Genomic DNA, 21145 nt, shown 5'->3' on the forward strand with positions numbered 1-21145 from the left:
AGTCGAATTGTACTGCTGATCAGAAGATAAACACACAAAATAACCACGAAGGGATTAGTTTATACTTACGTGGTCAAATTTTATCGAATTTTCCAACAAGCCCTAAATAATTTTATATATATTTGAAACTGTATTTCAAACCCTAAAAAATGGAATACACCTTTCTCAATCGGGTTTCTCTGAAACCATAAAGATTCATCAGGATCCACAATTATAGGATGCATCTTTAATACGGTTGAATTACTACCAATTTAATTTTATTTACATAATTCAATGCCTTGCCTAGCAAAGTGTTTTGCTGAAAGGTAACGTATGGAATTCTGTTTTTGAAATTATCCAATTTTAACTATTTCAATAACCCTATTTATGAATCGCGTACCAACCTTTATTTTATTGTTATTTCTATCTGCTTCATGTTCTACCAACTACCCAGTACTTGAGCCGGAAGCAAAAGTTATAAAAAAAATGGGTAATGAAGTAATGTTTATTTTTAATGAACATCAAGGTAAGGGTGCAGGATATCAATGGTTTAGAGTTGAAAACCCTGATGAATACACCTTAGGATCTACTTATTATCTTAGTCCTAAAATTGGAAAGGAAACTACGGAATAAAAGCGATTTGTTTTTCGTCCTCCTTTGAGCATTAGGAATATAATAAATTAAATATGGATTTCTGTATCTTTTGGGTTTGTATAATTTTTATATAAACCCAAAAATTTGTTCATGTAAACTTTTTATTGACTTATGGGGCTGAAATTAATAATTTCAATCCCATAAGTCTTTATTTATCAGATATAAAGGTGGGCTTTATTCTGATTACCCCAATAATAATCTAAGTACTTTGGGCAATCTCTCAAACACAGGAGCATTAATTCAATATTTTTAATAAGCTATAGGCTGTGTTTTTTGAATCCACGATAATTCTTACTTTAGTATTTTACTAATTTAAGAAAACATGAAAATTATAGCTTCCCTAATCTTGTGCTTTACGTTTATTGCGCAACTTCCTACTATGGCTCAAAAAATTAAAGCCAATAAAGTCGGTGACCGTATAGATGTAATAATTGATGGCCAATTTTTTACGAGTTACCATTTCGCTGAAAATGAAAAATATCCCTTCTTCTTTCCTGTGAATGGACCCTCAGGTGCATTGGTAACAAGTATGCGAAATGGGATTTATCCCCATCATAGCTCTTTATTCTTTGGCTGTGACCGGGTCAATGGTGGAAACTACTGGCAGGAAGGTTTGGATAGGGGGCAAATTGTTTCTCTGAGAGCGGAGATTGAACAAGAAAAGGAAAATGAATTGACCATATTCAATGAATGTATTTGGACCAGGCCTGGGGCCAATGCACCAATCAAAGATTTCCGTGTCATTAAGATCAGTACCACAGCGGATGGTGCCTACCAAATTGATTTTGATGTGACTATGGAAATGCTGGAGGATGTCACCATTGAAAAAACCAACCACTCATTGTTTAGCGCTAGAATGGACCAAGACCTTAATGTGCTCAATGGGGGAACCATGATCAATGCGGAAGGAGATAAGGGAGAGAAAGGAACCTTTGGAAAACCCTCTTCATGGATTGATTTTTATGGAAATAGAGGAGAAGGAGTGGAAGGATTAGCACTGATGCAACATCCATCAAATGATTGGTACCCTTCCCCTTGGTTTACCCGAGATTATGGGTTTATTTCCCCTACACCAATGTATTGGCCAGAAAATGAAAAAGGAACACAACTGAAAAAAGGAGATTCCATCAACCTGAAATACAGGGTGATCGTCCATCAAGGAGATCATCTAGAAGCAGATATAGCAGGAAAATTCGATACTTACAGTAAAAACTAGAATTAAAAACAGTGAATTAATTGGGGGGTGTTTAGTTTATTGGGTGGATGGTTTTTCCATCAGATGAATAACAATATTTCTATTCCACAAACCAGCCCCAATAATAAACCCCAGATGAGTTCCTCTGGTTGATGTCGCTTTAGCTGCCATCTAGACCAGGCAATAAAGGGACTGCCAACCCATAAACCGATGGCTATCCACGGGTTAATTTCCCAAAAACCAAAGGCGGTAAATATGGTGATGGCAACATGTAATGAAACTTTGCTTTTAAAATTAATGAGAAAGGCTAAGCATACCAATTGAATCAATATAGCGCTACCAATAATTACAGCGTCAGGTTGCCCGTTTGCCCATAAGGCCAATAGTACAAGAAATGCCAAAATTATAATAAACAAGTACATCGAGTTCCTTTGACTCCTGATAGAAACATCAAAATTTGAATACAATCCTTTCTTTGTCCGAACCAAATTCCAAAAAATCAATGGTAAGATCCCTAAAAATAAAACAATAAGCAGGGTAAGGATGGCTTTTTCAGGACTGTGGATGGTGAATAAAAAATAGATCAAGAAGGCAAGTATCAAAAGTATCGGGTGTCCTACCTGAGAAATTATCCGTGCAATTTTATTTTTCAAAACCAAGTGTTATACCAAATATCCGGTGCAATTTAATTGATAATTTAAACATTGAGATTGATTTATCTGTTTTTTACTAGTTCGTCCATTAAAGTTAGTAGGCCGATTTGACGAATCTTTACTCAGCAAATCCCATGTCAAGGGGATATTTCGAGGTGAAACCTTCCACCCTACCATGAAAAGCTTTAAATTAGCGCTTGCTTTAAAAATAATAGACTAACGCGGCCAAGGCCGATATCAATGGAAGTAGCAGTAATCAAGTACAATGCAGGGAATGTAAAGTCTGTATTGTATGCCATGGAACGTTTAGGGGTCAATGCCACACTAACGGATGATTGGGAGACCATAAAGAAAGCAGATAAGGTTATTTTTCCGGGACAAGGAGAGGCCAGTACTGCAATGGAATATTTGAAAGAGCGAAAGCTTGATCAATTGATAAAGGAGCTTAATCAACCTTTTTTTGGGATTTGTCTAGGGTTACAACTGTTGTGTGATTATTCTGAAGAATACGATACAGAATGCTTGGGGATATTTCCTATTAAAGTAAAGAAATTCCCTCCATTAAACAAGGTGCCCCACATTGGCTGGAACAACCTTGAGAACTTAAAAACGCCACTTTTGGAGGGTTTGGATGAATCGGCCTATGTTTATTATGTGCATAGTTATTATGCAGAAATTAACCTAAAATATACGATAGCCACTACGCATTATATCAATGATTTCTCGGCCATGTTGCATAAAGACAACTATTATGCGATGCAAGGTCATCCGGAAAAAAGCAGTGTTGTAGGTGAAAAAATTCTTAACAATTTTCTAAAATTATAATGGAAATCATTCCGGCAATAGACATCATAGATGGAAAGTGTGTTCGGCTCACACAAGGAGATTATAGCCAAAAAAAGGAGTATTCATCAGATCCTACCGAGGTGGCCAAGCGGTTTGAAGATGCAGGGATAAAAAGACTGCATTTGGTAGATTTAGATGGAGCGAAGGCAAAAAAAATCATCAACACCAAGGTGTTGGAAGGAATTTGTCAGAAAACCAATTTACATGTGGATTTTGGTGGGGGCGTTCAGTCCGATGAAGACATAGCCTTGGCTTTTAAACTAGGAGCAAAACAAGTGACAGGAGGGAGTATAGCGGTTAAAAACCCGGCTTTGTTTAGTGGATGGCTCAAGTCTTATGGTGGAGAAAAGTTGATTTTGGGTGCAGATGCCAAAGATAGAAAAATAGCCATTTCAGGGTGGGAAGAAACTACTGAAATGGACTTAATAGATTTTATTAAGGATTATCATGCCAAGGGTGTCCAATATGTAATTTGTACTGATGTGGCCAAGGACGGTTTGCTTCAAGGGCCTTCTTTGGAGCTTTACAAAGAGATCATGGAGGAAATACCCGGGATTAAATTAATAGCCAGTGGTGGGGTAGCCTCAATTAGTGATTTGGAAGAACTAAATGAAGCAGGGGTATACGGAACCATTGTAGGAAAAGCCTTTTATGAAGGTAAAATCAGTCTAGAGGAGTTGAGCAGTTTTACACAGAAATAACAATGTTGACCAAAAGAATAATACCTTGCCTTGATATAAAAGATGGACGAACTGTAAAAGGCGTTAACTTTGTAGAATTAAGAGATGCGGGGGATCCGGTAGAATTAGGTAAAATATATGCAGATGAAGGAGCGGATGAATTGGTATTCCTTGATATAACGGCTACGGTAGAAAAACGAAAGACATTGGTAGAACTAGTCACGAAAGTAGCCAAAACAGTAAACATTCCATTTACTGTGGGGGGTGGAATTTCTACCATTGATGATGTCAAAGCATTGCTAAATGCCGGGGCAGACAAAATAAGTATTAATTCTGCAGCAGTTAAAAACCCTGATGCAGTCAATGCCTTGGCCAGAGAATTTGGAAGCCAATGCATTGTAGTTGCCATTGACACCAAAAGGATTGACGGGATTGATTTTGTCCATACACACGGAGGTAGAAAGCCGACCCTGCTTAAAACCCAAGAATGGGCCAAAGAGATAACCGAAAGAGGAGCAGGAGAAATTTTGCTTACATCAATGGATCATGACGGAGTGAAAAATGGATTTGCTAATGACATAACTTCCGAATTGTCATCCGTGCTCTCTATTCCTGTAATTGCTTCAGGGGGAGCTGGCAGCATGCAACATTTTCATGATGTATTCACCGCAGGAAAAGCAGATGCGGCCTTGGCGGCGAGTATATTTCACTTTAAAGAAATACCCATTCCTGAACTTAAGAGTTTTCTCGATGAAAAGGGAGTTAATATAAGGAAGACGTTATAAATCTTCATCAAATTGGATCTTACAATAATTACTTGAGCAATACATTAGCATGGAAAATATAAATATTGATTTTGAAAAAGTTAATGGTTTAGTGCCTGCCATCATTCAGGATGAATTTTCGAAAGAGGTTTTAATGATGGGGTACATGAATCAGGAGGCTATCGATGAATCGATTAAAAGTGGCAAGGTCACCTTTTTCAGCAGAACCAAAGGGCGTTTATGGACTAAGGGCGAGACTTCCGGAAATTTTTTAAAGATCAAAAATATAGAAGTGGACTGTGATCAGGATACTTTATTGATCACCGTTAATCCGATAGGCCCGGTTTGTCATACGGGGAATGACACCTGTTTTGCCCACAGCAATAAAGGGAAAACCTATTTTATTGATCAATTGAGAAAGGTGATCAAAGAAAGGAAAGAAAACCCATCAGACAAGTCATACACCACCTCACTTTTTAATGCAGGAATCAATAAGGTGGCCCAAAAAGTAGGAGAGGAAGCGGTTGAAATTGTTATCGAAGCCAAAGATGATGACAAAGAATTATTTATGGGAGAAGCAGCAGACCTTTTGTACCATTATTTGGTATTGCTTGAAGCAAAGAATTATGAGTTGGATGAGGTTATGGAGGTGCTAATCAAACGCCATAAAAAATAAAATCTCTAGATTTTGTCCTATTTATTTGTCTATGGTACGTTAAGGAGGGGATTTGAACACCCTATGGCAGACCTATTGGGGCGCTCTGCTGAGTTTTTTACTGGTGCTTATTGCCAAGGCCTCTTGTATGACCTTGGTCCTTACCCTGTTTTTACCTACAGTAACCTACCGGAAGCATCTGTTTATGGAGATGTCTATTTGCTCCACAATGAACATGAAGTGTTGACAGTACTGGATGAATATGAAGGTATAGGAGAAGACTTGGAAACCGGGATAAATTATGAGCGGCTTAAATTGGAGGTTTTATCTGAAGATGGGATAAAAATTTCCGCTTGGGTTTATTTGTATGTAGGTACTCTGGATCATTTAAAACCTATTGAAGGAGGTGATTATTTAAAATATTTCAGTTCTATAAAGGGTTGATAATATGGTGCTTAAAAATTTTTTTGACAAGTGATATTTATTTACCTACCTTTGAATTGTTGAAGAAATCATTTTCCATATTGATCGCTGTCTTTTTTCTTTTTGCCAACATCGGCTTGGCAAAGAGCAGCCATATCTGTATGGGGTCTGAAATGTTGAATGATTTTGGTTTATCTGCCAAGCATTTGGAATGCGATATGGATAGCCAGAAACATCTTCCCATTTCACAAAATGAGCAAAAGGAAAGCAAAGACCAATGCTGCGAAAATCAGTTTGAATTGATTCAGCTAGAAACGGATCAAACCCTCAAAGTTATTGATATAAGTGCCCCGCAATTGGTGTTTGTTGCGGCTTTTACACATGCTTTTTTGCTTGCAGAAGAATTGGTTTTCATTACCATTTCAACAAATTCTATAGATCCTCCCCCTATCCCACCAGGAGATTATACTGTTCTATATCAAACTTTCTTGATTTAATCTAATCAGTTAATTTGGTCAGCTATCCTGACCTGTTTTCTGCTGCTTTACAATGTAAGCGGCTTATTATCTGGTATACATTATTTTAGGATTAAATCATGCTTAATTCAATTATCAAGTTTTTTCTTCACAACAAACTTGTTACGCTTATCCTTATTTTGGTAATAGTAATTTGGGGGATTGTAACTGCACCATTTGGCTGGCAAGTAGGAGGTTTGCCGGCAGACCCTGTTCCTGTAGATGCCATCCCGGACATAGGAGAAAATCAACAAATCGTTTTTACGGAATGGCCGGGAAGATCTCCTCAGGATATTGAGGATCAAATCTCCTATCCTCTCACCAGTTACCTATTGGGTATTCCAGGAGTTAAATCCATAAGAAGCAGTTCCGTTTTTGGCTTCTCCAGTATCTATCTCATTTTCAATGAAGAGGTTGAATTCTATTGGTCTCGATCAAGAATTTTGGAAAAGCTCAATTCCTTGCCTGCTGATTTGCTTCCGGATGATGTTCAGCCGGGGTTAGGGCCCGATGCTACAGCACTTGGGCAGGTTTATTGGTATACCCTTGAAGGTAGAGACCAAGAAGGAAATCCAACAGGTGGATGGGATTTGCACGAAATCAGAACCATTCAGGATTTTTATGTAAAATATGGATTAAATGCTGTGGAAGGAGTTTCTGAAGTGGCTTCTATAGGTGGTTTTGTGCAGGAGTATCAAGTAGATGTTAACCCAGATGCATTAAAAGCATATAATATTCCCCTCACAAAGGTGATGGAGGCCGTAAAACAATCCAATAGAGATGTTGGAGCAAAAACCATTGAGATTAATCAAGCTGAATACCTGGTTCGAGGTTTAGGCTATATCAAATCATTGGAGGATATTGAACTTGCTGTCGTGGCCGTGCAGGATAATGTGCCTATTCGCATCAAGGATATTGCCGTGGTTCAGCTTGGCCCGGCTAGCAGACGAGGGCTTTTGGACAAAGGTGGAGCGGAAGTCGTAGGTGGGGTCGTGGTAGCCAGGTACGGTTCCAATCCACTTCAGGTGATCAAGCAAGTAAAAGAAAAGATAAAAGAAATAGCTCCGGGATTACCAAAGAAAACCCTTGCAGACGGTACTTTGAGTCAATTGACGGTGGTCCCATTTTATGACAGATCTACTTTGATTCAAGAAACCCTTGGGACTTTAGAAGAAGCTTTGTCTCTCGAAATCCTTATCACTATCCTTGTAGTGATTGTGATGGTTTATAACCTTAGGGCGTCCATCCTTATTTCAAGTTTATTGCCATTGGCCATTTTAATGGTTTTTATAGCCATGCGTTATCTTGGTGTAGATGCGAATATCGTCGCCCTATCAGGTATCGCCATTGCTATTGGCACAATGGTGGATTTGGGAATCATCCTTTCCGAAAATATACTCAAGCATATGGATGAAGCCCCGCCACAGCAAAAGCTTATCACTACTATCTACAATGGATCTGCGGAGGTTGCAGGCGCCATTTTTACTGCTGTGTCTACAACGATTATAAGTTTTGTCCCGGTATTTACCATGCAGGCAGCTGAAGGGAAGTTGTTTGGGCCACTGGCTTATACCAAAACTTTTGCCTTATTCGCAGCATTGATCGTTTCCCTTTTGATCTTACCCAGTATTGCACACGCTTTTTTTGGATTCAAGTTGAACAATTCGAAGTTTAAAAAGGCGGGAAATACCCTGCTTATTTTGATAGGTTTAGCCCTACTTTATTTAGACTTTGTTTGGGCGGGTTCCCTTCTTTTTTTACTGGCAGGGGTTGCACTTTTAAAAGACTATTTGAAAGCAAAGGGCTTTACTTTTCCGGAAAGCATCAGGCCTTTTTATAACAATTTGGAAATCATCATTGTAATTTCAGGGGTGGTGTGGCTGTTGGCAGGTTATTGGCTGCCTTTAGGGGCATCTAATTCCACCTTCCTAAACTTTGTTTTTGTTGGCAGCTTGGTCAGTTTGATTTTGGGTGCCTTTCTTCTGTTGGAGTCCAATTACAAGAAAATTTTGAATTGGTGTCTGGATCATAAAGCAGCATTTTTATCCATCCCTGCCGCTGTTATGATGTTTGGTATCATGGTATGGATTGGTTTTGTTACCACTTTTGGGTTGCTTCCTAAAGTAGCCGGAAAAATAGGGTGGAAACTTGAAAAAACGAAGGTTTGGTCAGGGCTTGCTCATGCTTTTCCCGGCATGCAAGAAGAATTTATGCCATCCTTGGATGAGGGGAGCTTTTTGTTGATGCCTACATCCATGCCACATTCAGGTATGGCTTTTAACCGAAAAGTTCTAGGGCAGTTGGATAAGCGGATGGATAATATTCCTGAGGTTGATCTTAGTGTTGGGAAGCTTGGCCGGGTTGAGTCCGCCTTAGATCCTGCTCCAATTTCAATGTTTGAGAATGTCGTCAATTATAAACCGGAATTTTTTATAAATGAAAAAGGGCAGAAGCAGCGGTTTAAAGTGGATGAAGACTATCGTTTTGTCCTAAGTTCAGGTGATACTTTGTCCAATGAAGAAATATTAACCAAAAATATTGCTACTTCATTACTTATTCCGGATGAATTTGGTAGGTATTTTAGGAATTGGCGCTCGCATATCAATTCTCCGGAAGATATATGGAATGAAATAGAAATGGTCACCAAAATCCCCGGGCTCACATCTGCTCCAAAATTGCAACCTATAGAGACCCGTTTGGTGATGTTGCAGACGGGAATGCGGGCCCCCATGGGGATGAAAATTTATGGGCCCGACTTATCAACAATAGAGTCTTTTGGTTTAAATGTAGAGGCGATTTTGAAACAGATTCCCTCAGTGAAGCAGGAAGCTGTGTTTGCGGATAGGATTGTAGGCAAACCTTACTTGCACCTCAATATAAATCGTGAGCAAATAGCTAGGTATGGATTGAGTATTGAGGATGTTCAGGGTATTGTTGAAACAGCTATTGGAGGCATGAAAGTGACCACAACGGTAGAAGGGCGGGAGCGTTTTCCTGTGCGGGTGCGTTATCCTCGGGAACTTCGAGATGATCCTGAATCCTTGGGGAAAATATTGGTACCAACCCCTACAGGTTCCCAAATCCCCATGAGTCAAATTGTAGATTTTGAATACCTCAGAGGTCCTCAGGCAATAAAAAGTGAAGAAACATTCCTGGTGGGATATGTGCTGTTTGACAAACAGGAGGGGTATTCGGAAGTGACGGTAGTAGAAGATGCAAGGCGCTTGATTCAAAGTAAAATTGACTCCGGTGATTTGGAGGTTCCTGCAGGTGTAAGCTTTAAATTTTCAGGCAATTATGAAAACCAAGTTCGTGCTGAAAAACGCCTTTCTTTGATCGTTCCATTGGTTCTACTCATCATTTTCCTGATTCTTTATTTTCAGTTTCGTTCAGTCAGCACAGCAATGATGGTCTTTACAGGCATTGCCATGGCTTTTAGTGGTGGCTTTATCATCCTTTGGCTTTATGGGCAAAGCTGGTTCATGGATTTTGCTCTTTTTGGGACCAATTTTAAGGATCTTTTTCAGGTTAAAACAATTAATCTGAGTGTGGCTGTTTGGGTAGGTTTTATTGCTTTGTTTGGTATCGCTACAGATGATGGTGTGCTTATGGCAACCTATTTAGATCAGAGCTTTGCTCGAAATAAAACTGGTGGTATTCAAGGGATTAGGAAGGCTGTTTTGGAAGCTGGCCAGCGGAGGATTAAGCCTGCCATCATGACTTCCGCCACCACCATTATCGCCTTGCTACCTATTCTCAGCTCCTCCGGAAGAGGCTCAGATATTATGATACCAATGGCCATTCCGGCTTTTGGAGGGATGCTAGTAGCAGCTATTACTTATTTTATTGTACCCGTTTTGTATGCAATTCGGGAAGAAAGAAGATTTAAAAACAAATCAATATGAAATTTACTTTCCTTTCCTTATCCTTTTGCTTGATCTTGAGTATTTCCGGATTTTCTCAGACGCTGGAGGGGCTTTTTACGGTTGCTGCGGAAAATAACCCGGGACTAAGAGGGAAATACAAGGCATTTGAAGCGGCTTTGGAAAAAATCCCTCAAGCCCAATCCTTGAATGATCCCAATTTGTCTTTTGGTTATTTTATCTCTCCTGTTGAAACCAGACTTGGCCCTCAAAGGATGCGTCTTTCATTGACGCAAATGTTTCCATGGTTCGGAACTTTGCGTACGAAAGGGGAAGTGGCAACTGTCCTTGCGGAAGTAAAATACCAGGAGTTTTTGGATGCAAAAAATGTACTTTATTATGAGATTTCAGCTGTCTATTATCCACTATTAGAAACTATGGAGTTGATGGAAATAGAAAAAGAGAATCTTCAGATTTTGGAAACCTATAAATCTATTGCTACCTCAACGTTCGAGAATGGAAAAGGGTCTATGACAGACCTGCTTAGGGTTGATATTATGAATACCAATGCCCAAACCAGTTTGGATGTTTTGTGTAAAAAAGTTTATGCAGCAAAGGCTAGGCTCAATGCTATTTTGGGAAGAGAGCCTGATTCCCCGATAGAAATTGACGAAAAAATACCCCTGCCAAAGGATCTTCATCCGCTTTACTATAATTCTATCAGGAACAATCCATTACTTGAAAGTTTGGATTTGAAAATTCAAGCTGCTGAACTTAATCAAAAATTAGCTGTCAAGAATGGTTTACCACAATTAGGGGTAGGTATTGATTATGTGACGGTAGGTGAAAGGAATGACCTACTGATTGAAGAGAATGGGAAAAATGTACTGATGCCTACCTTGAGCATGAGTCTTCCGCTTTTTAGAAAAAAATACAGAGCAGCTGAAAAAGAAGCCTCGTTGCTCAGTGAATCTTATCAAGCGGAAAAGCAGGACATCGCTAACCGTCTTCAAGGTTCCTTCCATAGGTATAAAGTAGAAATGGAAATTCAATTAGAGCTTATTGATTCCTTTGACAGGCAGATCAAAACCAGCAAACAAACCCTTGATTTGCTATACAGTGCCTATGCAAACTCGGGACAAAAATTTGAAGAAGTTTTACGCCTCCAGCAACAACTGCTGGAATACAATAAAATGAAAGTCAAAGCCTCAGTAGCTTACCATCTTGCTGAGGCACAAATAAATTATTTAACTGCAAAATCTGACTGATATGAAAAGCAATAATTATCTCAAGTTTTCCGCCATGATGGCAGTTTCATTTGTTATCATGTATGCTGTGATGTTTTTAAATGCAGATGTCTTTGACCATGTCATGTTGAGCACCACAAGAACGTATATGACCCTATTAATGGTAGCTCCAATGGCAGTGTCCATGCTTCTTTTTATGTGGGGAATGTATGAAAATAAAAAAGTCAATTTTATGATTCTTGGGACGTCCATCGTCCTATTTATAGCAACCCTAACCATGCTCCGTAACCAAACTCTAATTGCTGATGTACAGTGGATGAAGGCGATGATTCCTCATCACTCATCGGCGATTATGGTTAGTCAGAAAGCGGATTTGAAAGACCCTGAAGCTCAGCAACTCGCAAAGGATATTATTGAAGCGCAAAAGAAAGAAATTGCTCAAATGAAAGCAATGATCAAGCGACTTGAAGAAGGGGAGTAAAGGTAATATTGAATGCATAAGTCAAATTGAAATCGCGCAAAGCTTAACCGTGAAACTATGAAACAGCTAATAAAAAATAAATCCTTCCTTATTGTCATTTCACTTGTGGTAGGGATTTTGCTAGGCTGGTTAATTAAACCAACTAAAACCATTTCTGAGCCACCATCAGAGCATATACATCAAGAGGAAACTGCCGGGGTTTCCTCGATTTACACCTGTTCTATGCACCCACAGATCCGCCAAAGTGAACCAGGTGATTGTCCTATATGTGGTATGGATCTTATTCCTTTGGAGAGTGATATTGCCGAAGTTGACCCGATGTCAATTAGCATGACAGCCACGGCAATCCAGCTTGCAGATGTACAAACAATGGTTGTAGGCAAAGAAAAAGGAATTAAAACGCTGAGGTTGCCGGGTAAGATTCAAGTGGACGAGCGGTTATTATTTACCCAAGCAAGCCATATACCGGGCAGAATTGAGCAGTTGATGGTGAATTTTACCGGAGAATATATAGCCAAAGGACAAACTATAGCTTTGGTGTATTCTCCTGAGTTGGTGACCAGCCAGGAAGAGCTTCTTCAGGCCTATAAAATAAAGGATGAACAGCCGGCTCTTTTTAAGGCCGCTGTGGCAAAACTTAAAAATTGGAAGGTAACTGATGAACAGATTCAAAAAATTTTGACAACAGAGAAGGTAATAAAGAATTTCCCCATCAAAGCCAATGTGTCGGGTTATGTCTCTCAAAAATTTGCCAACCTGGGAGATCATTTGGATATGGGCCAAGCCATTTATGAGGTGTCAAATTTGTCAAGGGTTTGGGTGTTGTTTGATGTTTATGAAGCTGAAATTCCTTGGGTAAAAACGGGTGATAAAGTTGCTTATACCTTGCAAGCCATTCCCGGTAAAACCTTTAAAGGAGAAATTGATTACCTGGACCCAATTATAGATCCTGTCACCAGAGTTGCCCATGCCCGAATAAGTGTGGACAATCCTGATTTAAAATTTAAACCGGAGATGTTTGTTTCTGGAGTGGTTAACAGTACCGTATCAGGAGATGATGCTGCCATAGTGGTGCCCAAGACAGCAGTGATGTGGACAGGAACCAGGTCTATAGTTTATGTGAAAAAAAGCACCACAGAAGGATTGAAATTTCAACTGCGGGAGGTTACCCTTGGATCAGCATTGGGAGCTGCATACATTATCACTTCAGGCCTTGAGTCAGGTGAAGAAATTGTAGTCAATGGTGCATTTAGTGTTGATGCGGCTGCCCAGCTAGCAGGTAAGCCGAGCATGATGAGTTCGGAGGATGGCGTAGCTTCTTCCGGTCATAATCACGGGGAAATAAGTAAAGCCAAAGGAAAAGAAGTTTCGAATAAAATCCCACTTTCCAAAACTTCCAAAACGGATTTGGCTCAGCTCTTTGAATATTATTTTGATTTGAAAAATGCATTGGTTACTGATGATTTATTAAAAGCCAAGTCAACAGCAGCAGACATGCTTAAAAGTTTATCAAAGTTGGACCAGACCTCTTTTGAGGAGAAGGCTCATATGGATTGGTCCAAATACCATGCGGTTTTGTCGGGACTGCTTGAAAAGGTTAATTCTCAAAGTTCTTTGGCTGATATCCGTAAAAATTTTCTTTCAATTTCCGATAAAATGATAAGCATTACCGAAATCTCTAAAGGCTACACTCATAGCTTGTATGTGCAGCGATGCCCCATGGCTGATGCCAATAACGGAGCAAGCTGGTTGAGTAAGAGTGATGAGGTTTTGAATCCTTATTTTGGAAAAGCCATGTTGACTTGTGGGGAAGTAATAAAAAGGATAAGGTAACAGGGAGGCTTGCAAAGGATTCTAGTTGTTGATATATTTTGGTAATTTCCTGTTAATTATTAAATTAAGTCAGTGAATCTCAAATATCAGCTATTTATTCTGTCACCTAACAAATAAACCCAATTATGAAGGTTGTAAAAATAGTTCTTGTCGTAGTGTTAATACTGATTTCCATTCCATTAATGGTTGGGATATTTGTTGATCAGGATTACTCGGTGGTCCGGGAAGTGACCATAGACCGGCCAAAGGATGAGGTTTATGAATATGTTAGGTTGCTCAAAAACCAAGAGAATTTTTCTAGCTGGGCATCTAAGGATCCTACCATGAAAAAGAGTTTCATTGGTGTGGATGGTGAAGTCGGATTTGTGTCTGCCTGGGATAGCAGTGACCCAAATGTTGGGGTAGGGGAGCAAGAGATTATATCCATTAAAAAGGGGGAAAGAATTGATTATGCGCTCAGATTCAAAGAACCTTTTGAGGCTGAGGACAGAGCTTATATGGCGTTTGAGGAAATCGATGACAACCATACCAAGGTCATCTGGGGATTTGAAGGTAGGATGGATTACCCTATGAACACAATGCTCTTAATGATGGATATGGAAGAAATGGTTGGGGAAGATTTTTCTGAAGGGCTACATAAACTAAAATCCATTTTGGAAAATAGCTAAGCCATATAAGAATGAATGATCCATTATGAAGGATGTTTAAGCCTTTAACTTTAGACCTTCTTCAGAGAGATACACCACCGCATTGTATTGGTCTGTATGGAGGCAAAAGTTAATGTCTTTTTCTAAATCGTGATTTTGAAGGCGTTTGGCATGGGATGCCTGTTGGAGAAATTCATAGAGGTTTGCACCAACTTGTCTATAAAGCGATTCCATGGCTAAGGTGGCGTCGCAATTATGCTTCCAGTCCAAAACCAGAGATAATGCACCAGCATATAGAGAATCTTCTATATTAAATTTCCCTTTCCATCCGGCACAAAGCACCAAGACATCATTGGATGAGTTTTGCAAATAGTTTGCAGTAGCCTTTAGATTTAAAAATGAACCGATAAGAACTTCGGCAGCGTGTTCTTTGGCTAAGGAAATGGCCCGAGTACCATTTGTGGTGGTCATGGCTACATTTTTTTCGGCAAATTGTTGGTTCAAATATGCCAAAGGGCTATTTCCTAAATCAAAACCATCCGCTTGTTTTCCATTCCGTTCCCCGGCGATCAGCCAGCCTTGTTCTTTATAGGCCATGCATTGGTTTAGGTCTCGGACTGGAACAATGGTTTTCACGCCATTAGAAAGTGCGGTTACCATGGTAGAGCTTGCCCTGAAAATATCAACAACAATTACAGTTTTATTGGTCAATTCATGTAAGTCCAACAGGTCGGGACTAACACAGGTTTCTATGGTTTTCATTTTTTTAGAAGGGGTAGTTTTTCTACTTTGGCAGCTAGGCTTTTTTTCCTTATCTGGATTTTAATTTCAGTTCCCGCTTTGGCATAAGCAATGTTTACATAACCTAGTCCTATACCTATTCCCAGACTAGGAGATTGGCTGCCTGAAGTTACAATGCCAATTTCTTGTCCTTCTGTATTTAATATGGGGTAATCAGCCCTTGGAATTCCCCTTTCTAGAAGTTTAAAGCCGATCAACTTTTTCTGAAGACCTTCTTCTTTTTGTTTTTTTAAATTTTCATGGTTGATAAACTCTTTGGTGAATTTTGTTATCCAGCCTAAGCCTGCTTCCAAAGGCGAAGTCCTGTCATTGAGTTCATGTCCATACAAACAATATCCCATTTCTAGTCGTAAGGTGTCTCTTGCCCCTAGTCCTATAGGTTTAATTCCTAACGGATCGCCGGCTTTAAAAATCTCATCCCATACTTTTTGGGCATCTTCATTTTTAACATACAGTTCAAAGCCTTGTTCTCCGGTATAGCCGGTAGCAGAAATTATTACGTTTTCTATACCGGCAAAGGTACCAATTTCGAAATGGTAAAAGGGTATGTCCTTTAAGGAAACAGAAGTTAGGGATTGGAGGGCTTCTATGCTCTTTGGACCTTGAATAGCAAATAAAGAGGTTTGGTCGGAAATGTTTTCCAACTTTGCATTTTCGGTGTTGTGTTTCTGAATCCATTCCCAATCCTTGGCAATATTGGATGCATTAACCACTAACATATAACGCTCCTCTTCAAGTTTATAAACTAAAAAGTCATCAACAACTCCCCCTTGGGCGTTTGGAAAACAAGTGTATTGGGCCTGTCCTATTTTAAGTTTGGAGGCATCATTAGAGGAAACCTTTTGAATCAAATCAAGGGCTTGTGGACCTTCAACAATAAACTCACCCATATGGGAAACATCAAATACGCCTACATTTTCTCGTACAGTCTTGTGTTCCTCCATATCGGAGCTATACCTAACCGGCATGTTATACCCTGCGAAAGGGATCATTTTTGCACCTAATGAATGATGTGTTTCGTCTAAGGTTACTTTCTTAACTTCCTCCATTGATTGTTGACTTAATTTCGAAAGCCTAAAGGTAAGAATTGTGATTAATTTTATTGAAAATGTATTCGAAAAAGACTGCCTATTCGAGTACATTTTACATCTATTAATAGGTGACAATAATTATAAAAAGGTTTAATAAAGCCAATTGATGAATCGTCCGGCATGGGGGAAGGGACCTAAAAGTTGAATCCCTAAAATTAGTCGGTAGCCGGTGCTTGTTTTAATATCCCGGATTTTGGATCAATTTACTATTGGCTAGTATTTCTCGTTCGGGAATTGGAAAAACCAATTTTGGGTCATCAAAAGTGTACTTTAGCGCAGGGTCATTATTGTCTGTTACAAACCCCTTCGTCCTTTTGATGTCATGCAAAATATGACCTTCATGTGCCAACTCTAATTTTCTTTCCATTAAAATATTTTCTAGGTTGACACTGCTTTTCTCAGGCAAAGAAACCCTTCTCCTAATCCTATTTAGATCTTCGAGAGGTGTGGCCCCCAAACTTGTCCCTTCACGGAAATTGGCTTCGGCACGTGTCAAGTAGAGTTCTGCCAACCTTATTATTTTAACATTCCTATTGGGGTCTCTCCATTTGTTAGTACGCAATGCTCCTGCTCGTTCCTGAAAAAGAAGGAGGCGATCGTCTCCGGTTTCGTATAATTCCAAATGAGCGTTTAAAATGCTTACATCTCCATCTCTACCTCCATATTCAGGAGTAGAGTAAAAAAGCTGCATGGCATTCTCTGAATCTTGACTGTTTACTTGAATGGTGAAAATATCCTCTTGACTATCAGATTCATTATTGAACGCATCGGCATAATTAGTCATGAGGCTTTTACCAATGGAAAGGGCAACGTTTATGCTGCGGTTGGCCGCGTCCCTTGCTGAAGCATAATCCCCCATTTGTAAAAAAACCCTGGAAAGTATGGCGGATGCAGCAAAGCTAGATGCATATACCCCATTGGTGTCCGGTAAAATTTGTTCTGCTATGCTGAGGTCCTCAATTATTTGCTTATATATTTCTTCAATAGGGTACCTCTCTACGATACCATTGTTTTTTCCTCCTCTCGAAGGCGTTAAAATTAAAGGTACACCCGGATTTACTTCGGTATTACCGGCTATATAAGGCTGACAAAACAGTTTTACCAGCTCATAGTAGACAATAGCCCGTATGAAAAGTGCTTCACCTTTCACCTTATCTTGGTCCGCTTCATTTACCTTAGATATAGCATCTAAAATATTATTGGTGATATTGATGGTGCTATAAGCTACAGTCCAAGTGTCCGTTACAAAAGTATTGTTGGTTAAAATGCTTTTGTTCAACATTTCCCTAGGTTGACTGAATGTGCCCGTCCATCTAATCTCATTATTTGCGCCCAGCATTTCACTGTATAATAGCAACCGTCCTCCCCAAAGTTCAGACTTTCTCAGGTTTGCATAAGCACCTATTAAGACGCTTTTGATATTGCCATCATTGTCAAGTGCTGTGCCCTCATCTATTTCTTGTGATGGTTTAATGTCCAGATTGGAATCACAGGATAGGGTAAAGAAGCTGAATAAAAAAACAAATGGTAAATGAGAAACTTTTAAAGGCATAGTTAAATTGTTTAAAACCCTAAATCTAATCCTATGGAAAAGGTTTTGGCCTGGGGCGCTGAGTAGAGATCAACTCCCTGAAATAAATTTGCATTGGCAAAACTATTGGACAAGGCTTCGGTGCCTACTTCAGGGTCCCATCCATTGTATTTGGTGAAGGTCAATAGATTTTGCGCAATTATATAAATTTTCGCATGCTGTATTTTTAATTTACTGTTCCATTTTTCAGGGAAATTATAAGCCAGAGAGATGGTTTTAAGACGAAGATAACTGCCGTCAGAAATATACCTACTTGAAGCAGAACATCCATTACACTGACCGATCCTGGCTTGAGGAACATCAGTGATGTCTCCAGGGCTTTGCCATCTTTCCATTTGGTCCACCGTATTGTTGTCAAACCAATATCCATTGTTGGAATAATACCCACCTGCCGCTTGGTAAATTTTATTGCCATATACTCCCTGGAGTAGGAAAAGCAGATCAATGTTTTTGTAGGAGATTTCATTGGTTAATCCGCTAATGAAATCGGGGTTTGGACTTCCGAGAAATAACTTAGCAGCAGAATTATAATCATTGGTGGTTTCTGAAAGATCTTCATTCGCATAGTACAAGGCATCTCCATTGTCCGGATCAACGCCGGCATATTTAGGACCGTAAAAAACGGCCATGGGTTGACCGATAAAGATCCCGTTTAGGTAACTAGAGTAAGGAGGTGGGATAGAAGTTTGGTCTTTGGAAAGCGATCGAACTCGGTTGATGTTTCTGGAAAAGTTAAAAGATGAACGCCAAATTAGATTTTTGTTGGCATAATTAATCGAGTTGAGTAAAATCTCAAAACCGTAATTCTGCATTTCACCTATATTTTGCCTCTGGGACACAAAACCTGTGGTGGCAGGAACAGGTACCAGCAACAATAAGTCTTTTGTAGTTTTATCATAAAAATCAATTTCTCCTGAAATGCGGTCATCAAATAGACCAAATTCTAAACCTATATCAAATTGCTTGGTGGTCTCCCAAGTTAAGTTTGGATTGGCTATTTGGGTGGGGGACAAGCCGGGACTTAGGTTATAGGGGAGTGGTTCATACAATCCTAGGTGGTCGAAATCACCGATCAATGCATTTCCTGTGAGTCCATAGGAAGCGCGGAGCTTAAAAAAGCTTAAGTAGGCATTGTCTTTCAGTAGGGGTTCTTCACTTATAACCCATCCCAAAGATCCTGCCGGGAAAAAACCATATTTTTTGCTGTTTCCAAATCTAGAGGAGCCATCATATCGGGTGCTAATCCCAAGCAGGTATTTGTCTTCCAGTGAATAATTTACCCGAGCAAAATAGGAGAGAAAGGATGAGCTAGTAAGAGTGGATGTGCCATCTACAATCTCAGCGGCTGAATTTATTGTCTTCAGCCCGTCCAAAGGAAATTCCCTTCCATCTACACTCGTAAATCGGGTTTCACTGTTTTGGTAGGACATCCCCAAAGTAGCCTCTAAATCATGATTCCCCTGAATAATAGGTTTGTATGTAAAATAATTGTTGGTCGTATAGTTGGTGATTTTTAACCAACGGGAGGAACCATAACCATTGGAACTTTGTCCGGTGGCTGTGAGTGAGCCAAAATACCTGTCATCGTTTTGTGTGATATTGTCCAATCCAAACTCAGACCTAAAGCTAAGTTCCTTATTGATCTTCACCTCCCCATACACATTATTGAGGTTTCTTAAACTTCTGGTGGTCCAGCTGGAATTTTCAGAGTCGATTAAATTGTTATAATAAATTGTAGTAGGGCGATCATATAAGTTTCCATCCAAATCTCGCAAAGGGGAAATGGGTGCCAAAGCCACCAGTTGCATGGGATTATTGAATAGATTGTCGCCGGGCAAGGTATTGGTGGAGGTGCTTGAAAGGCTGAAATTAGCACCGAAAGAAAAATTATCACTAAGCCGGTGGTCTAGGTTTAACCTTCCTGAAATTCTTTCCAAGCTATTCCGAATCAAGATTCCTTCTTGCTTATCGTAGGCACTTGAAAAATAAAACTTAGTTCTGTCATCTCCTCCTGAAGCTGAGAAATTGACATTTGTCACTCCCGCATCCGAATTAAATGCCTGGTCTTGCCAGTTGGTATTTACATTCCCGGTTCTCCAATCTGAATGCCCCGCATATTGGTCCAAGAGATTGTCAACAAACTGAAGTTGAGAATCCGGATATTCCTCAGGCCTATTGATCGGGTCTATATTGGCAGCCAAGTCATTGTTGTACCCCGCTTCTCTGAAAAGCGCTACATATTGACTGGCATTTAAGAATTTCTTTTTACGGGTTGGGCTACTATAACCTCTCTGAATGCCTACATTAAACTTGGTTTTACCTGAAAATCCTTTGTTGGTGGTGATCACCACCACACCATTCGAACCTCTGGCGCCATAAATTGATGCAGCAGCTGCGTCTTTTAATACATTGATAGAGGCGATATCTCTCATATTGAGCATGGCCATGGGGTTGCTGTTATCAATGCTTCCTGAAGAAGTAACAGGTATTCCATCAATGATGTATAATGGGTCATTTCCGGCAGAGATAGAGCTTGTACCCCTAATTCTTACTTTTACCCCATCACCTAGTTTTCCGCTGGCATCGGCTACAAATACTCCGGGAAGTCTTCCTTGCAAAGTTTCTTGAAAATTTGGCACGGGGATGTTTGCTATATCTTGGCCTTCAATTCTGGAAATATTTGAAGTAAGGGAAGATTTATGAATGCTTCCATATCCAACGACGACAATTTCGTCTAGCGAATTGAGGTTGGGCACTAGGCTTATGTTCAATTCCATGCTTTTTTTTACTAAGACTTCCTGAGGAACAAATCCCATCGAGGAAAAAGTAACAATGGCTTCCTTTTTTAAGGTAATTCGGTATTCCCCTAAATCGTTTGTAGAAGTTGAGTTTCCTGTCTCCAGGGCACTAATAAGTACTCCGGGCATTCTAGTTCCATCTTCCTCTGAAGTTACCTTTCCGAAGATTGTGATGTTTTGGGCTAAACTGAATGTTGGTAATACATATGCCAAAGCCAACACAATAAATATATTGCTTTTCATAGATAAGCTGGTGGATAATTAAAATCGCAATGTGGTGATAAAAATTCCTAATAGTTTTAGGACTTTTGTTTATTTCCGGGGATTAAATTTATTGCTAAACTGAGACTAAAGTAATAAAAAAATAACCATTGGTGCAATCTTGATAAAATTATATTTAACTTTCTTTTAATATTTCTTATTTGAAAA

18 protein-coding genes are annotated in these 21145 nt (G+C 39.5%); 13 read left to right on the plus strand and 5 right to left on the minus strand.

Features of this window, described 5'->3' with window-relative positions; all coding sequences use genetic code 11:
• The first annotated feature begins 366 nt into the window (after nt 1-366).
• Both ACYVHJ_RS19775 and ACYVHJ_RS19780 read left to right on the plus strand, forming a co-directional pair.
• A complete protein-coding gene (locus ACYVHJ_RS19775; protein WP_460518306.1) occupies nt 367-612 on the plus strand; it encodes a hypothetical protein in 246 nt (81 codons plus the stop codon).
• Nucleotides 613-955: 343 nt separating this feature from the next.
• The gene (locus tag ACYVHJ_RS19780) at nt 956-1849 is read left to right on the plus strand and encodes a DUF6807 domain-containing protein (protein ID WP_460518309.1); all 894 of its coding nucleotides are present in this window, start codon (nt 956-958) and stop codon (nt 1847-1849) included.
• Nucleotides 1850-1908: 59 nt separating this feature from the next.
• Here ACYVHJ_RS19780 and ACYVHJ_RS19785 read toward each other — a convergent pair whose 3' ends face one another.
• On the minus strand, nt 1909-2481 hold the full coding sequence (locus ACYVHJ_RS19785; protein WP_339904718.1) for a hypothetical protein: 573 nt from the start codon (nt 2479-2481) through the stop codon (nt 1909-1911).
• Nucleotides 2482-2721: 240 nt separating this feature from the next.
• Here ACYVHJ_RS19785 and hisH point away from each other — a divergent pair, with 240 nt between their 5' ends.
• The 11 genes from hisH to ACYVHJ_RS19840 all read left to right on the plus strand — a co-directional run bounded on the left by hisH (nt 2722) and on the right by ACYVHJ_RS19840 (nt 14456).
• Nucleotides 2722-3306 carry an imidazole glycerol phosphate synthase subunit HisH gene (hisH, locus tag ACYVHJ_RS19790; protein ID WP_339904717.1) on the plus strand — a complete coding sequence of 195 codons (585 nt, stop codon included), beginning with the start codon at nt 2722-2724 and terminating at the stop codon, nt 3304-3306.
• The gene (gene hisA, locus ACYVHJ_RS19795) at nt 3306-4028 is read left to right on the plus strand and encodes a 1-(5-phosphoribosyl)-5-[(5-phosphoribosylamino)methylideneamino]imidazole-4-carboxamide isomerase (protein WP_339904715.1); all 723 of its coding nucleotides are present in this window, start codon (nt 3306-3308) and stop codon (nt 4026-4028) included. The genes hisH and hisA overlap by 1 nt, the downstream gene beginning before the upstream one ends.
• Nucleotides 4029-4030: 2 nt before the next feature.
• Complete coding sequence (hisF, locus tag ACYVHJ_RS19800) at nt 4031-4792, plus strand: imidazole glycerol phosphate synthase subunit HisF (RefSeq protein ID WP_460518314.1); 762 nt, start codon at nt 4031-4033, stop codon at nt 4790-4792.
• Nucleotides 4793-4841: 49 nt separating this feature from the next.
• Complete coding sequence (hisIE, locus tag ACYVHJ_RS19805; RefSeq protein ID WP_339904712.1) at nt 4842-5447, plus strand: bifunctional phosphoribosyl-AMP cyclohydrolase/phosphoribosyl-ATP diphosphatase HisIE; 606 nt, start codon at nt 4842-4844, stop codon at nt 5445-5447.
• A 12-nt stretch (nt 5448-5459) separates the two neighbouring features.
• Nucleotides 5460-5870 carry a gamma-glutamylcyclotransferase family protein gene (locus ACYVHJ_RS19810; RefSeq protein ID WP_460518317.1) on the plus strand — a complete coding sequence of 137 codons (411 nt, stop codon included), beginning with the start codon at nt 5460-5462 and terminating at the stop codon, nt 5868-5870.
• A gap of 23 nt (nt 5871-5893) precedes the next feature.
• On the plus strand, nt 5894-6346 hold the full coding sequence (locus ACYVHJ_RS19815) for an HYC_CC_PP family protein (RefSeq protein ID WP_460518320.1): 453 nt from the start codon (nt 5894-5896) through the stop codon (nt 6344-6346).
• Nucleotides 6347-6444: 98 nt separating this feature from the next.
• The gene (locus ACYVHJ_RS19820; RefSeq protein WP_460518323.1) at nt 6445-10269 is read left to right on the plus strand and encodes an efflux RND transporter permease subunit; all 3825 of its coding nucleotides are present in this window, start codon (nt 6445-6447) and stop codon (nt 10267-10269) included.
• A complete protein-coding gene (locus ACYVHJ_RS19825; protein WP_460518326.1) occupies nt 10266-11495 on the plus strand; it encodes a TolC family protein in 1230 nt (409 codons plus the stop codon). Before ACYVHJ_RS19820 ends, ACYVHJ_RS19825 begins: the two co-directional genes overlap by 4 nt.
• Nucleotides 11496-11529: 34 nt before the next feature.
• The gene (locus ACYVHJ_RS19830) at nt 11530-11955 is read left to right on the plus strand and encodes a DUF305 domain-containing protein (protein WP_339902208.1); all 426 of its coding nucleotides are present in this window, start codon (nt 11530-11532) and stop codon (nt 11953-11955) included.
• A 57-nt stretch (nt 11956-12012) separates the two neighbouring features.
• Nucleotides 12013-13788 carry an efflux RND transporter periplasmic adaptor subunit gene (locus tag ACYVHJ_RS19835; RefSeq protein ID WP_460518329.1) on the plus strand — a complete coding sequence of 592 codons (1776 nt, stop codon included), beginning with the start codon at nt 12013-12015 and terminating at the stop codon, nt 13786-13788.
• A gap of 125 nt (nt 13789-13913) precedes the next feature.
• Nucleotides 13914-14456 carry an SRPBCC family protein gene (locus ACYVHJ_RS19840; RefSeq protein ID WP_339902206.1) on the plus strand — a complete coding sequence of 181 codons (543 nt, stop codon included), beginning with the start codon at nt 13914-13916 and terminating at the stop codon, nt 14454-14456.
• Between the two features lie 36 nt (nt 14457-14492).
• Here the strand turns inward: ACYVHJ_RS19840 and ACYVHJ_RS19845 are convergent, their stop codons facing one another.
• The 4 genes from ACYVHJ_RS19845 to ACYVHJ_RS19860 form a co-directional block, all read right to left on the minus strand.
• Complete coding sequence (locus ACYVHJ_RS19845) at nt 14493-15197, minus strand: 2-phosphosulfolactate phosphatase (protein ID WP_460518332.1); 705 nt, start codon at nt 15195-15197, stop codon at nt 14493-14495.
• Nucleotides 15194-16285 carry a glycine cleavage system aminomethyltransferase GcvT gene (gcvT, locus tag ACYVHJ_RS19850; protein ID WP_460518335.1) on the minus strand — a complete coding sequence of 364 codons (1092 nt, stop codon included), beginning with the start codon at nt 16283-16285 and terminating at the stop codon, nt 15194-15196. The genes ACYVHJ_RS19845 and gcvT overlap by 4 nt, the downstream gene beginning before the upstream one ends.
• Before the next feature lie 220 nt (nt 16286-16505).
• Complete coding sequence (locus tag ACYVHJ_RS19855; RefSeq protein ID WP_460518338.1) at nt 16506-17879, minus strand: RagB/SusD family nutrient uptake outer membrane protein; 1374 nt, start codon at nt 17877-17879, stop codon at nt 16506-16508.
• An 11-nt stretch (nt 17880-17890) separates the two neighbouring features.
• Entirely contained in the window at nt 17891-20959 is a 3069-nt protein-coding gene (locus ACYVHJ_RS19860; RefSeq protein WP_460518341.1) for a SusC/RagA family TonB-linked outer membrane protein, read from the minus strand.
• Nucleotides 20960-21145 lie beyond the last annotated feature (186 nt).

It is taken from the genome of Cyclobacterium sediminis, assembly GCF_054781075.1.